Consider the following 13,854-nt stretch of genomic DNA (forward strand, 5'->3'; position numbering starts at 1 on the left):
CTACTGTCAGGAGTCGTTCCATGAACCCATCAACACTCAATCCGCAGCACCTGGGTGACCAGTTGTTCAACGCTTTGATCGAGGCACAGGCCATCGCGCCTTTGACCGAAAGCCATCCTGAGTTGACCCTCGAGCAGGCGTATCAGATCCAGCAACACCTCATTAGCCGCCGCCTGGCCGGCGGTGAGCGAATCGTTGGCAAGAAAATCGGTGTGACCAGTCAAGCGGTGATGGACATGCTCGGCGTGCGTCAGCCGGATTTCGGTCAATTGACCGACGCCATGGTTGTCAATCCGGGCGCTAGCGTGGCCATGGCCGGGCTGATCCAGCCCAAAGCCGAAGGCGAAATCGCCTTTGTGCTCAAGCACGACTTGACCGGACCGGGCATCACGGTGGCCGACGTATTGCGCGCCACTGAAGGCGTGATGGCGTGTTTCGAAATTGTCGATTCACGCATTCGCGACTGGAAAATCAAGATCCAGGACACCGTGGCGGACAACGCCTCGTGCGGTGTGTTTGTGCTCAGCGATCGGCTGGTCAGCCCACGGGATCTGGACCTTTACACCACAGGCATGGTGCTGGAGAAAAACGGCCGGATTGTCGGCACTGGGGCAGGCGCCGCGACCATGGGTTCACCGGCGATCGCCGTGGCCTGGCTCGCCAATACGCTGGGCCGTTTAGGGATGAGCCTCAAGGCCGGTGAAGTGATTCTTTCGGGTGCCTTGTCGGCGATGGTGCCGGTGGTGGCGGGAGACAACCTGCGGGTCAGCATCGCGGGAATTGGCAGCTGTTCAGTGCGTTTTGATTGAGGTTTACACGATCATGAACAAGAAACTCAAAGTCGCCATCATCGGCTCCGGCAACATCGGCACCGACCTGATGATCAAGATCCTGCGTAACGCCAAGCACCTGGAAATGGCGGTGATGGTCGGCATCGACCCGGCCTCCGACGGTTTGGCCCGCGCCCAGCGCATGGGCGTGGCCACCACCCACGAAGGCGTCGAAGGCCTGACCCGCATGGACGTGTTCAAGGACATCGACTTCGTCTTCGATGCCACCTCGGCCGGCGCCCACGTGAAGAACGATGCGTTCCTGCGCTCGATCAACCCCGGCATCCGCCTGATTGACCTGACGCCCGCCGCCATCGGCCCGTACTGCGTGCCGGTGGTCAATCTGGAGCAGAATCTGGATCAGCTCAACGTCAACATGGTCACCTGCGGCGGCCAGGCGACCATCCCGATGGTCGCGGCGGTGTCGCGGGTGGCCAAGGTGCATTACGCCGAAATCGTCGCCTCGATCGCCAGCAAATCCGCCGGTCCCGGTACCCGCGCCAACATCGACGAATTCACCGAAACCACCTCCAAGGCCATCGAAGTCATCGGCGGCGCGGCCAAGGGCAAGGCGATCATCGTGATGAACCCGGCCGAGCCGCCGCTGATCATGCGCGACACGGTGTTCGTGTTGTCCGAAGCGGCGGATCAGGCACTGGTCGAAGCGTCCATCGTCGAAATGGCGGCCGCCGTGCAGGCCTACGTGCCGGGTTATCGCCTCAAGCAAAAAGTGCAGTTCGACGTGATTCCCGACGACGCACCGTTGAACATCCCCGGCCTCGGAACATTCTCCGGCCTGAAGACCTCGGTGTTCCTCGAAGTCGAAGGCGCCGCCCATTACCTGCCGGCCTACGCCGGTAATCTCGACATCATGACCTCCGCTGCCTTGGCCACCGCCGAGCGCATGGCGCAGTCGATGCAACAGGCCTGAGGAGAGCGACATGAACGGTAAGAAAATCTACATCTCCGACGTGACCCTGCGCGACGGCAGCCATGCGGTGCGTCATCAGTATTCCCTGCAAAACGTGCAGGACATTGCGCGCGCCCTGGACAAGGCGAAAGTCGACTCGATCGAAGTCGCCCACGGCGATGGCCTGCAAGGGTCGAGCTTCAACTATGGCTTCGCCGCGCACACCGATCTGGAATGGATCGAAGCGGCGGCCGATGTGATCCGTCACGCGAAAATCACGACGTTGCTGCTGCCCGGCATCGGCACGGTGCATGACCTGAAGGCGGCCTACAACGCCGGCGCCCGGGTGGTGCGCATCGCCACCCATTGCACCGAAGCCGACGTGTCGAAACAGCACATCGAATACGCCCGCGAGCTGGGCATGGACACCGTCGGTTTCCTGATGATGAGCCACATGATCCCCGCCGAGCAGCTCGCCGCCCAGGCGAAGTTGATGGAAAGCTACGGCGCGACCTGCGTGTACATGGCCGACTCGGGCGGCGCGATGAACATGCAGGACATCCGTGATCGATTCCGTGCCTTTAAAGCCGTGCTCAAACCGGAAACCGAAACCGGCATGCACGCGCACCACAACCTGTCGCTCGGCGTGGCCAACTCGATCACGGCCGTCGAGGAAGGCTGCGACCGCATCGACGCCAGCCTCGCCGGCATGGGCGCCGGCGCCGGTAACGCGCCGCTGGAAGTGTTCATCGCCGCCGCCGAGCGCCTGGGCTGGAACCACGGCACCGACCTGTACACGCTGATGGACGCGGCGGACGACATCGTGCGCCCGTTGCAGGATCGGCCGGTGCGGGTCGACCGCGAAACCCTGGCCCTGGGTTATGCCGGGGTCTATTCGAGCTTCCTGCGCCACGCCGAAATCGCTGCGGCGAAGTACGGCCTCAAGACCCTCGACATCCTCGTCGAGCTGGGCAAGCGCCGGATGGTGGGAGGCCAGGAAGACATGATCGTCGACGTGGCGCTGGATCTGCTCAAGCGTTAGCACCTCAAAAACTATAGGAGCGAGCCTGCTCGCTCCCACAGGGTTCACTCCTGATTGAGATAACAACAGCGAGTTCGGCGGATTCATGTTTTTCATGTCGATTTTCATGAACCTTCAAAAACTTCTGAATTCGTTCGCGAGGCGAACCCACCGGACAGTGCTTTAGAGGTTGCGGTGCCCACGCTTAATTAATTGATAAATATGGATTTATTCTAATTATCAGGCTCCGCAAACGGACTGGCACAGTCGTTGCTCTCTTCAAATACAAAGGCAGCTTTTCCCAGGACATCCGCGTGTTGCGCGGTGTTCGCTGCCACTTCACCCCCAATAACAAGGACTAATTTCCATGAGTCGATTCACCCAAGAAAACACCAGTAAATTCGTGCAGACCCCTGAGTGGAAAATGCATTACAACGAGGCCGGTGAAGGGCCGGTCGTGATTATGGTCCATGGCTCTGGTGCCGGTGCAACCGGGTGGGCCAACTTCCACCGCAACGTCGATGCTTTTGTCGATGCAGGCTACCGGGTGATCCTCATGGACTGCCCAGGCTTCGGCAAGTCCGATCCGCTGGTGACGGCCGAACCACGTTTTGTCATCAACGCCCGGGCGATCAAGTCCTTGATGGATGCCCTGGACATCGATAAGGCGCACCTGGTGGGTAACTCCATGGGCGGCGGCAGCGCGTTGGGCTTTGCCGTGCAATACCCGGAGCGCCTGGACAGGATGATCCTGATGGGGTCGGGCGGAGTAGGGCGCACCAGCCTGTTCACGCCACTGCCGATGGAAGGCATCAAGTTGCTGTTCGGGGTGTACCGCGACCCGAGCCTTGAAAACCTGAAGAAGATGCTCGACGTGTTTGTCTACGACTCCAGCGCCCTCACCGAGGAACTGATCAACCTGCGTCACAAAAGTATTCTGGCCAACCCTCAACACCTGGAAAATTTTCTCAAGAGCATCGATTTGAGCAAGTTCCAGATGGGCGATTTCACTGCCAACTTGCCCGACATCAAGCACCCGACCCTGATTACCTGGGGCCGCGACGACCGCTTCGTACCGATCGACTGGAGCCTGAAGCTGCTTAACGGCCTGCCTGACGCGCGCCTGCATGTGTTCAGTCAATGCGGCCATTGGGCCCAGTGGGAGCACGCTGATGCGTTCAACCGACTGGTGATCGATTTCCTCAAGCACTAAATCGTGAGGCCTGCCTCTCGCTACCATCGCGGCGAGAGGCAAGGCGTCAACGACAGCCCTTCGAAAGTCCTCGCTTTTGCGCCTCCAACGAACCCATGACTCAAACAACATCGGGGTTTGCCCATGACTCAATTACGTTGGTTGGGCGTTGCCCTGGCCTTAGCTGCCAGTGTGTCGTCCCATGCCACACAGCAGGTACCCGCCTGTGCGGCGGGAAACGGTTACACGCCGATCTGCGGCATGGCACCGCCCGAGGATCTGGAACGGTCGCCGGACGGCGGCTTCCTGTTTCTTAGCACCACGCCCGGCTTGACCAACAGCCATCGCAGTCGGCTGCGCATCATGGACCTTGCTTCACGCCAGGTCAGCGACATGCTCATCGAGTCTCAGATTGAGCCGGGTTGGGGAGAGGCGTCGTGCAAGGCGCCATTGGCTGCCCTGGGCGCTCACGGCATTCACCTGTCCACGCGAGCCGATGGCCGCGCGCAGTTGCTGGTGGTCAACCATAACGGTCGCGAGTCGGTGGAGTTTCTAGAACCGGTGCGCGATGGCAACAGCTGGAAGGCTATCTGGCGCGGCTGCGTGGAGAGCCACGACGCCAGTATGCTCAACGATGTCGCCGCCACCCCTGACGGCGGTTTCGTGGTGACGGCGATGTTCAGCTTCAGTGCCATGAAGGCTGATCCGCATCTGGAACAGCTGCTGGATGGTCGCGCGACGGGACACTTGCTCGCCTGGAGTTCCGCCCATGGGCTACATCGCCTGACTGCCAGCGAAGCTCCCGCGCCCAACGGCGTTCAAGTCAGCCAGGACGGCCAATCGGTATGGTTTTCGGCCTGGCCTGGCAACGGAGTCTGGCAGTACGACCTGCAACAGCAAAAAGTCGTACGCAAGGTCGCACTGGACTTTCTACCTGACAACCTCAGCTGGACATTGGACGGGCATTTGCTGGCGGCGGGCGTGCCGGATGCGCAGACGTTTCGCCGGTGTTTCCTCAGCCACGACGAGTTCTGCCCCAGTGCATCGGTGGTGGCGTTGATCGATCCGCGAAATGGCACCAGCCATGAACTGCTGCGCGTTCAAGAGGGGGTGTTGTTCGGCGCGTCGACAGCACTGCAGGTCGGTCGGGATGTGTTCGTCGGAGCGTTTGCCGGGGATCGACTGCTGTTGCTTCCCGACGCATTGCCCGCGCCATAAATCCGCTGCCTGCGCACGTTGAGTCGTGCGCCACTTTACGGTTTTGCTGAAAAGCCCCTTTGACCGTGCGGGCTCAATCCGCTCGCACGCTTCTGTTGATAATCACGCACGCCTTTCAATGATCAGGAGCGGATATGCAGCCTTATGACGTTATCGTGCTGGGCAGTGGCAATGCCGGGCTTTGCGCGGCCCTTTCAGCCTGCGAGCAAGGGGCCCGAGTGGCCTTGCTCGAACGTGCGCCGCAGGAACAGCGGGGCGGAAACTCGGCCCATACCGGCGGCGCGTTTCGCGTGGCCTACCGGGGAGTGGACGACTTGCGCCGGCTGATGCCGGACCTGTTGGATTCCGAGGTGCAAAACAGCGATTTCGGTGCCTACAGCCAGGATGATTTTTTTGCCGAGCTGGCCTCGATGAGTCAATACCGCTCCGATCCCGAAGTGCTGGACACGGTGGTGTCGCAGAGCCTGGAAACCTTGCACTGGATGACCGGAAAGGGCGTACGTTTCATGCCGATCTATGGGCGTCAGGCATTCATGGTCGAGGGTAAGTATCGCTTTTGGGGTGGCCTGACCATCGAGGTTTCCGGCGGTGGCCTGGGCTTGGTCGACGCCCTGTTTCGTCGCGTCGAAAAGGAAGCGGTGGAGGTTTTCTACGGCTGCCGTACTCAGCGCATCAGCCGCCACCCAGACGGCTTGTGGCAACTCGATTGTGCGGACGGTCGGCAGTTTTGCACACGCTCGCTGGTCCTCGCCACCGGCGGCTTTCATGCCAACCTGGAGTGGCGCACCAAGTACCTGGGGCCGGGATGGGATTTGGCCAAAGTCCGTGGGTCGCGCTACAACACCGGTGACGGGATTCGCATGGCCATGGAGGTGGGCGCCGTCGCGCACGGAAACTGGTCCGGTTGCCATGCAGTGTTCTATGACGTCAACGCGCCGCAGATGGGCGACCTCAGCCGCCTGAACCAGCAGAAAAACTACTTCCACCTGGGTGTAGTGGTCAATGCGCACGGCAAACGTTTTGTTGATGAGGGCCAGGATTTTCGCAACTACACCTACTCCAGCATGGGCGCCAGCGTCATGGCGCAACCGGGGGGCGTGGCCTGGCAGATCTTTGACCAGCACAGCCACCACCTGCTGCCCGATGAGTATCGGGTCCGTCAGGTGACGCGCCTGCAGGCAGACACGCTGCAAGGGCTGGTCGAGCAGATGGAGGGGGTCAACGGCAACGCGCTGCTGCAAACACTGCAGACCTACAACGCTGCCGTGCAGCTCGATGTGCCATTCAATCCGGCCATTCGTGACGGTCGAGCGACGCAAGGCCTGGCATTGCCCAAGTCGAACTGGGCCAATCCCCTGGATCGTCCGCCCTTCGTGGCCTACGCGGTCACCTGTGGCATCACGTTCACGTTCGGCGGTTTGAAGGTCAACAGCCAGGCTCAGGTGCTGGACGAAGAGGATCGACCGATCGACGGGCTCTACGCCGCAGGCGAGTTGGTGGGCAATCTCTACTACGTCAAGTACGCCGGCGGGGCGGGGCTGACATCGGGATCGGTGTTGGGACGTATCGCAGGCGCAGAGGCCGCTGTTCAGCGAAAGGCGCAGTGAAAAATGCGTCGTTTACGATGGCAAGCGATTGCGCACCTGGCGTCATGTCCCGCGTTAATGGGCGGGTTGGCTCTGGCAGCAGGCATACTCGTTGTGTCGGCCCACTTTGCTTTTGATCAACGTGATCGACTGCTGCCTCAGGGGATAGCCAGAATTGATTTGTTTGCGGCTGAAAGGTGCAGGGCAGCATCCGATCCGGATCAAAAACCAACATCCCGCGATACGCTCGCTAACGCGACTGAAGCCTGTATCAGGGCACAAGCGAGTCATGAGTTGCTGGATGAAATCGACGGCACCAAGGCCTATTTTCGACAGTTCGAGCACCCGGGTGGGACCCAATGGCTGCCGCATCGCTTTTGAACAAAAATCCTGCGTCGGCGTCGCGGCTCAGGCGTCTTGATCGGAAAACAGCTCAAACATCAACTGGCGAAGCCAGCGATCGGCCGGATTCTTGTTATAGCGTGCATGCCGTGTGGCTCAAGGTGTCGCATCTGCGGCCGAAGGTCAGGTAGGCGGTCGATGAGCTGGTCAAACTGTGTGCGCACTGGCAGTGATGAGCGCATGTCCGTTGAACGGGTCGATACAGCGCTCGTTACAGCGGTTTGCCAGGACACCCAGGCTTTACACCTGGCTTCTGCCAGGCATGTCGATGCCGTGTTGATGCACCCGCCGATACAGGGTTGCCCGGGAAATGCCCAATGCCTTGGCAGCGGCGGTGGGTTTCCAGCGGTGGCGGACCAGGGCGTCGAGCAGCGCCTGGCGTTCCGGGCTCGTGCAGCCATCAATGGTGGGGCCATCAAGTCTGTGATGCTGCAGTTGCTCGGGCAAATGGCTGACCTGAATCAGGTTTGAATCGCACACCGCACAGGCATAACGCAGTACGTTCCGTAACTGGCGAACGTTACCTGGCCAGCGGTAGCCAAGCAGGCATTCCAGAGCCGCACCGCCCAGTTGCATCCGTTCCGCGCACAGCGTCGATTCTTCAGCGAGAATCCGGTTGATCAGCGCCAGCCGGTCACTGCGCTCGCGCAAAGGCGGTAACTGGAAGCGTGCACCATTCAAACGAAAGAAGAGGTCTTCGCGAAACTCGCCCGCGGCGACCAATCCTTCCAGATCGCGGTGGCTCGCGCAGACGACCTGAAGGTCGATCGCTCTGCTGCGTGAAGCTCCCAGAGGCGCCACCTCACCCTCCGCCAGCACCCGCAGCAGCCGGGTTTGCAAGGGCAGGGGCATGTCGCCGATTTCATCGAGAAACAGAGTGCCGCCATCGGCTTGTTCCAGCAGGCCTTGCATGCCCTTGCTCAAGGCACCGGTGAAGGCACCGGCGACATAGCCAAATAATTCGCTTTCGATCAGGTTCTCGGGGATCGCCGCGCAGTTCACCGCCACGAACGGCCGCTCGCGGCGCTGACTGGCCTGGTGCAGCTGACGGGCGAAGACTTCCTTGCCGGAGCCGGTCTCGCCCTGGATCAGCACCGGCAGGTTGCGGTCTTTAACCCGCACGGCAAGGCGCAGGCTTTCTTCCAGTCGCGGGTCGAGTTCGGCGGGTGTCAGTGCCAGTCGCGGAGCGTTGCGTTTCACCCGCCGTGGCACGTTCAGGCGACCGTGCAATTGCGTGTGGCCAACCTGGCTGTGCAACAGGCACAGCGACTCGTCACTGATCCGATGCAGCAACTGCTGATCGAACACCTGGCCAATGTGTTCCGGCAGTTGACCAAAACTGTGCAACAGCCATTGCCGCGCAGCGGGGTTCAAGGCCTGCAAGCAGCCATCGTCGTCCCAGGCGAGCAAGTAATCGGGTTGACTGTCGACGTAGCCCGGGCTGCCGTGGGCCCGCAGCACCCAGTAACCCTGGGCGCTGCTCATGAAAAATGCCTGTTCGATTTCACGCGCGCTCTGCACCACCATCTGCCGGATCAGGTGCTGGGAGCGGCGGTCGTCGGGTGAGCGCACCGCCGACACATCGAGCACTCCGAGCAGTTCGCCCTTGGGGTCGAAGACCGGCGCGGCAGAGCAGGTGAGTCCGATAAACGCGGCGCGAAAATGATCGCGTTTGTGAACCGTGACCGGCGTTCGCGCAGTCAGTACCGCCGCCACGCCACACGTGCCTTCCTCACCCTCCGACCAGCAGGTGCCGAGGTAAAGACCGGCCTTGCGGCAGTCATTGCGGATGGAGGTTTCGACGCGGTAGTCGATGGTCTGGCCCTGAGCGTCTGTGAGCAGGACGCAGTAGTCGGCATCGCGGACCCGACCGTGGAGGCGGGCGACTTCTTCACTGGCGATGCGCAAGAACAACTCGGAGCGCTCGCGGCATTCCTGCAACACGTTCTGCGAGAGGATCCGTGGTCCTTGTAGCGAGCCGGGATCCAGGTGGTGTTGCTCCATGGAGCGCCGCCAGGAGTCGAGAATCAGGTCCGACACGGGCAGTTGCGGCAGGTGCCCGGCATTCTTCAAAACACGGCTGACGCAATCCACATGCGCCTTTGAGTGTGCGGAAAGCATTAAGGCCTCCGGTTCCATCTTCTTTTAGTTGTGCGGCTATTAAGCGCCGTTCATTGGCCACAGACAAGTGTTGGGTCAACCGGGGCCGGCGGTGAGACGCGACGTCTCACGGTCTCGCCGCCACCTCGTGCAGCCTGACATGACGCGTCTCATCCGGGATGGATTCCGGTCATCCATGGGTGACCATCGGAACGCTCTACGGCGCGGTTATGCAGGCGTTTTTGCAGACTTGGCACCGGCCTTGCTCTTGCTCTGGCAACCAGCCCGACTGGCCACCCAATAATAAAAAGAGGTGCCCGATGTCCTGCCCAAACCCTTTCCCTGATCTGCCGTTGGTGGCGTCATGAGTCGTGCGCCGCAGACCGTAGGCATCATTGCTAACCCGGCCTCCGGCCGCGACGTGCGGCGACTGACCGCCAACGCCGGGTTGTTTTCCAGTACCGACAAGGTCTCGGTGATCCAGCGCTTGCTGGCGGCCTTTGGCGCCACGGGTATCGATCGGGTGCTGATGCCCACGGACATGACGGGCATTGCCGCCGCCGTGCTGAAAAACAGCCACGGCCGCCAGGCGCGCAGCAGTCACTGGCCGGCCCTGGAGTTCCTCGACCTGACCCTGCGCCAAAGCGTCGAGGACACCCGCCTCGCGGCACGCTGGATGGCCGAACGCGGCGTTGCGCTGATTGCCGTGCTGGGCGGTGACGGCACTCACAAGGCGGTGGCCGCTGAAGTGGGCGACATTCCGCTGCTGACGCTGTCCACCGGCACCAATAACGCCTTCCCGGAATTACGTGAAGCCACCAGCGCCGGGTTGGCCGGCGGACTGTTTGTCAGTGGGCGGATTCCGCCCGGGATCGCCTTGCGCCGCAACAAACGCTTGCTGGTGCGCGAGCCGAGTCGTGGCCTGTGCGAAATGGCCCTGGTGGACGTGGCGGTGTCCTCGCTGCCCTTTGTCGGCGCACGGGCCATCAGTCGCGGGACCGATCTGGCCGAGGTGTTCGTGACTTTCGCCGAACCTCAATCCATTGGCATCTCGGCCCTTTGCGGCTTGTGGTTCCCCGTGTCACGTCAGGCGCCTGGCGGGGCCTGGATGCGACTTGATGCGCGATCGCCCGAAGCGCTGCTGGTGCCGCTGGCGCCGGGCCTGCTGCAAGGCTGCGGTGTGCTCGCGGCTGGAAGTCTTGAACCCGGGGTCGCCCATCGTCTGTGCCTGGCCAGCGGAACCCTCGCCCTGGATGGCGAGCGCGAGATCGAATTCAACGCCCATGACCGGCCCACGGTCACGCTCGATGCCGGCGGTCCGCTGAGCATCGATGTCAATGCGACCCTGGCCCATGCCGCGCAACAGCGACTACTGGCCATCGGCCGCGAGCACCCGCAACACCCTCTGAACCTTGAACCACAAGACACCCTGGAGAATAAAAATGTCGACACAGCTGACCGCTGATCAATTGCTGCATGCCTATCAGGTGATGCGCACCATCCGCGTCTTTGAAGAGCGCCTGCACGTGGAATTCGCCACCGGTGAGATTCCCGGTTTTGTCCATCTGTACGCCGGCGAAGAAGCCTCGGCCGCCGGGGTCATGGCCCACTTGGGTGATGACGATTGCATTGCCTCCAACCACCGTGGTCACGGCCACTGCATCGCCAAAGGCGTCGATGTGTACGGAATGATGGCCGAGATCTACGGCAAGAAAACCGGGGTCTGCCAAGGCAAGGGCGGCTCCATGCACATCGCCGATTTCGAGAAGGGCATGCTCGGTGCCAACGGCATTGTGGGGGCCGGAGCGCCGCTGGTCGTGGGCGCGGCCCTGGCCGCCAAACTCAAGGGGACTGACAGTGTTGCGGTGGTGTTCTTTGGTGACGGTGGTTCCAACGAAGGGGCGGTGTTCGAAGCGATGAACATGGCCTCGGTGTGGAATCTGCCGTGCCTGTTCATTGCCGAGAACAACGGTTACGCCGAAGCCACGGCCTCCAACTGGTCGGTGGCCTGCGACCACATCGCCGACCGCGCAGCCGGCTTCGGCATGCCCGGCGTCACCGTGGACGGCTTCGACTTCTTCGCCGTTCACGAAGCCGCCGGTGCCGCCGTGGAGCGGGCCAGGGCTGGGGAGGGGCCGTCGCTGATCGAGGTCAAGCTGACGCGCTATTACGGTCACTTTGAGGGCGACGCCCAGACCTATCGGGCGCCGGACGAGGTCAAGCATTTCCGCGAACACAACGACTGTTTGATGCAGTTCCGTGACCGCGTCACCCGCGCCGGGCGGGTGCAGGCCAGCCAGTTGGACCAGATCGACAGCGAGGTGGACCTGCTGATCGAGAACGCCGTGCGCAAGGCCAAGTCCGACCCCAAGCCGAGCGCGGCCGATCTGCTTTCCGACGTCTACGTTTCCTATCCCTGAACGCCCCCTATAACAAGAATCGAGACCTTCATCATGGCGAGAAAAATCAGTTATCAGCAGGCAATCAACGAAGCGCTGGCCCAGGAAATGCGCCGCGATCCCAGCGTATTCATCATGGGGGAGGACGTCGCCGGCGGTGCCGGTGCCCCCGGTGAAAACGATGCCTGGGGCGGGGTGCTGGGCGTGACCAAGGGCCTCTATCACCAATTCCCCGGGCGCGTGCTGGACACGCCTTTGTCGGAGTTGGGCTATGTCGGTGCAGCCGTGGGCGCCGCGACCTGTGGCGTGCGCCCGGTGTGTGAGTTGATGTTCGTCGATTTCGCCGGTTGCTGCCTGGACCAGATCCTCAATCAGGCGGCCAAGTTTCGCTACATGTTCGGTGGCAAGGCGGCCACGCCACTGGTGATCCGCACGATGGTCGGTGCCGGGTTGCGGGCCGCCGCCCAGCACTCGCAGATGCTTACTTCGTTGTGGACCCACATTCCGGGGCTGAAAGTGGTCTGCCCGTCGTCTCCTTATGACGCCAAGGGGTTGCTTATCCAGGCGATCCGCGACAACGATCCGGTGATTTTCTGTGAACACAAAATGCTCTACAGCATGCAGGGTGAAGTACCGGAAGAGCTCTATACCATCCCTTTCGGCGAAGCCAATTTCCTGCGTGACGGCAAGGATGTGACGCTGGTCTCCTATGGCCGTACGGTCAACACCGCAATGGACGCCGCCCGCAATCTGGCCGCGCGTGGCATCGACTGCGAGGTGATCGACCTGCGCACCACCAGCCCGCTGGACGAAGACAGTATTTTGGAAAGTGTGGAGAAGACCGGACGCCTGGTGGTCATCGACGAAGCCAACCCGCGCTGCTCCATGGCGACTGATATTTCGGCTTTGGTGGCGCAAAAAGCATTCGCCTCGCTCAAGGCACCGATCGAGATGGTGACTGCACCGCATACGCCGGTTCCGTTCTCCGACGCTCTGGAAGACCTCTACATTCCCGACGCGGCGAAGATCGAGAACGCCGTGCTCAAGCTGATCGAGTGGAGCAAGCGTTCATGAGCCAGATCCATACGTTGACCATGCCCAAGTGGGGCCTGTCCATGACTGAGGGCCGGGTCGATGTCTGGCTCAAGGAGGAGGGCCAGGCCATCGCCAAGGGCGACGAAGTGCTGGACGTCGAAACCGACAAAATCTCCAGCAGTGTCGAAGCGCCTTTTTCCGGGGTGCTTCGTCGGCAGATCGCCCGCCAGGATGAAACCCTCGCGGTGGGGGCGTTGCTCGGTATCGTGGTCGATGGCGAGGCCAGCGAGGTCGAGATCGATGCGGTTATCGAACAGTTTCAGGCCACGTTCGTGCCCGGGGGCAGTGCCGAGGAAGACCTGGGGCCGAAGCCGCAAAAGGTCGAGCTGGACGGGCGGTTGATCCGTTACTTCGAGCGCGGCGAAGGCGGGGTGCCGTTGGTACTGGTGCACGGCTTTGGCGGTGACCTGAACAACTGGATGTTCAACCACGAAGCATTGGCCGCCGGGCGTCGGGTGATTGCTCTGGACCTGCCGGGCCATGGCGAGTCGACCAAACAGCTGGAGCGCGGAGACCTGGATGAGCTGAGCAGCGCAGTGCTCGCGTTGCTTGATCACCTGGACATTCCCGCCGCGCATCTGGTGGGTCACTCCATGGGCGGAGCGGTGTCGCTGAACCTGGCGCGTCTGGCACCGCAACGGGTACGGACCTTGACCTTGATCGGCAGCGCGGGTCTGGGGGAGGGCATCAACGGTGATTACCTGGAAGGTTTTGTCGAGGCGACCAACCGCAATGCCCTCAAGCCACAGTTGGTGAAACTGTTCTCCAATCCCGATCTGGTCAACCGGCAGATGCTCGAAGACATGCTCAAGTACAAGCGCCTGGAAGGCGTGGGCGCGGCCCTGCGCCTGCTGGTATCAGGCTTGTTCAAAGATGGATCGCAACAGCTCGATCTGCGGGGCGTGGTGCAGGACGGCCAGCAGCCGGTATTGCTGATCTGGGGCAGTGACGACGCGATTATTCCAGTAAACCATAGCACCGGGCTGAAGGCCCAGGTCGAGGTCCTGCCTGGTCAGGCACACATGGTGCAGATGGAAGCGGCCGAGCAAGTCAACCCATTGATTCTAAAGTTTGTGCAACAGCACTGACGCCCCTCCTGGT

At 61.6% G+C, this 13,854-nt stretch carries 12 protein-coding genes; 11 read left to right on the forward strand and 1 reads right to left on the reverse strand.

Going from position 1 to position 13,854, the window contains the following annotated elements:
- Positions 1-20: 20 nt before the first annotated feature.
- The 7 genes from dmpE (at position 21) to BLV61_RS30605 (ending at position 7,138) form a co-directional block, all read left to right on the forward strand.
- Positions 21-809 (forward strand): 2-oxopent-4-enoate hydratase, encoded by a 789-nt coding sequence (dmpE, locus tag BLV61_RS00370; protein WP_047528994.1) that lies wholly within the window; start codon positions 21-23, stop codon positions 807-809.
- Positions 810-822: 13 nt separating this feature from the next.
- On the forward strand, positions 823-1,761 hold the full coding sequence (locus BLV61_RS00375; protein WP_047528995.1) for an acetaldehyde dehydrogenase (acetylating): 939 nt from the start codon (positions 823-825) through the stop codon (positions 1,759-1,761).
- A 10-nt stretch (positions 1,762-1,771) separates the two neighbouring features.
- Positions 1,772-2,782 (forward strand): 4-hydroxy-2-oxovalerate aldolase, encoded by a 1,011-nt coding sequence (gene dmpG / locus BLV61_RS00380; protein WP_090461737.1) that lies wholly within the window; start codon positions 1,772-1,774, stop codon positions 2,780-2,782.
- A gap of 346 nt (positions 2,783-3,128) precedes the next feature.
- A complete protein-coding gene (locus BLV61_RS00385) occupies positions 3,129-3,974 on the forward strand; it encodes an alpha/beta fold hydrolase (RefSeq protein WP_047528999.1) in 846 nt (281 codons plus the stop codon).
- A 123-nt stretch (positions 3,975-4,097) separates the two neighbouring features.
- Positions 4,098-5,171 carry an SMP-30/gluconolactonase/LRE family protein gene (locus BLV61_RS00390; RefSeq protein WP_090461739.1) on the forward strand — a complete coding sequence of 358 codons (1,074 nt, stop codon included), beginning with the start codon at positions 4,098-4,100 and terminating at the stop codon, positions 5,169-5,171.
- A gap of 134 nt (positions 5,172-5,305) precedes the next feature.
- On the forward strand, positions 5,306-6,778 hold the full coding sequence (gene tcuA / locus BLV61_RS00395; RefSeq protein WP_047529003.1) for an FAD-dependent tricarballylate dehydrogenase TcuA: 1,473 nt from the start codon (positions 5,306-5,308) through the stop codon (positions 6,776-6,778).
- 3 nt (positions 6,779-6,781) lie between these two features.
- Complete coding sequence (locus BLV61_RS30605) at positions 6,782-7,138, forward strand: hypothetical protein (protein WP_139213585.1); 357 nt, start codon at positions 6,782-6,784, stop codon at positions 7,136-7,138.
- Positions 7,139-7,399: 261 nt separating this feature from the next.
- On the opposite strand, the gene BLV61_RS00400 is transcribed toward BLV61_RS30605, so the two are convergent.
- Positions 7,400-9,280 (reverse strand): sigma-54-dependent Fis family transcriptional regulator, encoded by a 1,881-nt coding sequence (locus BLV61_RS00400; protein ID WP_090461741.1) that lies wholly within the window; start codon positions 9,278-9,280, stop codon positions 7,400-7,402.
- 343 nt (positions 9,281-9,623) lie between these two features.
- On the opposite strand from BLV61_RS00400, the gene BLV61_RS00405 reads away from it, so the two are divergent.
- The 4 genes from BLV61_RS00405 to BLV61_RS00420 are packed head-to-tail and all read left to right on the forward strand — an operon-like array spanning position 9,624 to position 13,841.
- Positions 9,624-10,724 (forward strand): ATP-NAD kinase family protein, encoded by a 1,101-nt coding sequence (locus BLV61_RS00405; protein WP_090461743.1) that lies wholly within the window; start codon positions 9,624-9,626, stop codon positions 10,722-10,724.
- Complete coding sequence (locus BLV61_RS00410; protein WP_047529008.1) at positions 10,702-11,679, forward strand: thiamine pyrophosphate-dependent dehydrogenase E1 component subunit alpha; 978 nt, start codon at positions 10,702-10,704, stop codon at positions 11,677-11,679. Before BLV61_RS00405 ends, BLV61_RS00410 begins: the two co-directional genes overlap by 23 nt.
- A gap of 33 nt (positions 11,680-11,712) precedes the next feature.
- Entirely contained in the window at positions 11,713-12,732 is a 1,020-nt protein-coding gene (locus tag BLV61_RS00415; RefSeq protein WP_047529010.1) for an alpha-ketoacid dehydrogenase subunit beta, read from the forward strand.
- A complete protein-coding gene (locus BLV61_RS00420; protein ID WP_047529012.1) occupies positions 12,729-13,841 on the forward strand; it encodes an acetoin dehydrogenase dihydrolipoyllysine-residue acetyltransferase subunit in 1,113 nt (370 codons plus the stop codon). The genes BLV61_RS00415 and BLV61_RS00420 overlap by 4 nt, the downstream gene beginning before the upstream one ends.
- The last annotated feature ends 13 nt before the right edge of the window (positions 13,842-13,854 follow it).

This window comes from Pseudomonas mohnii (assembly GCF_900105115.1).
In the GTDB taxonomy this organism is placed as follows: Bacteria; Pseudomonadota; Gammaproteobacteria; order Pseudomonadales; family Pseudomonadaceae; genus Aquipseudomonas; species Aquipseudomonas mohnii.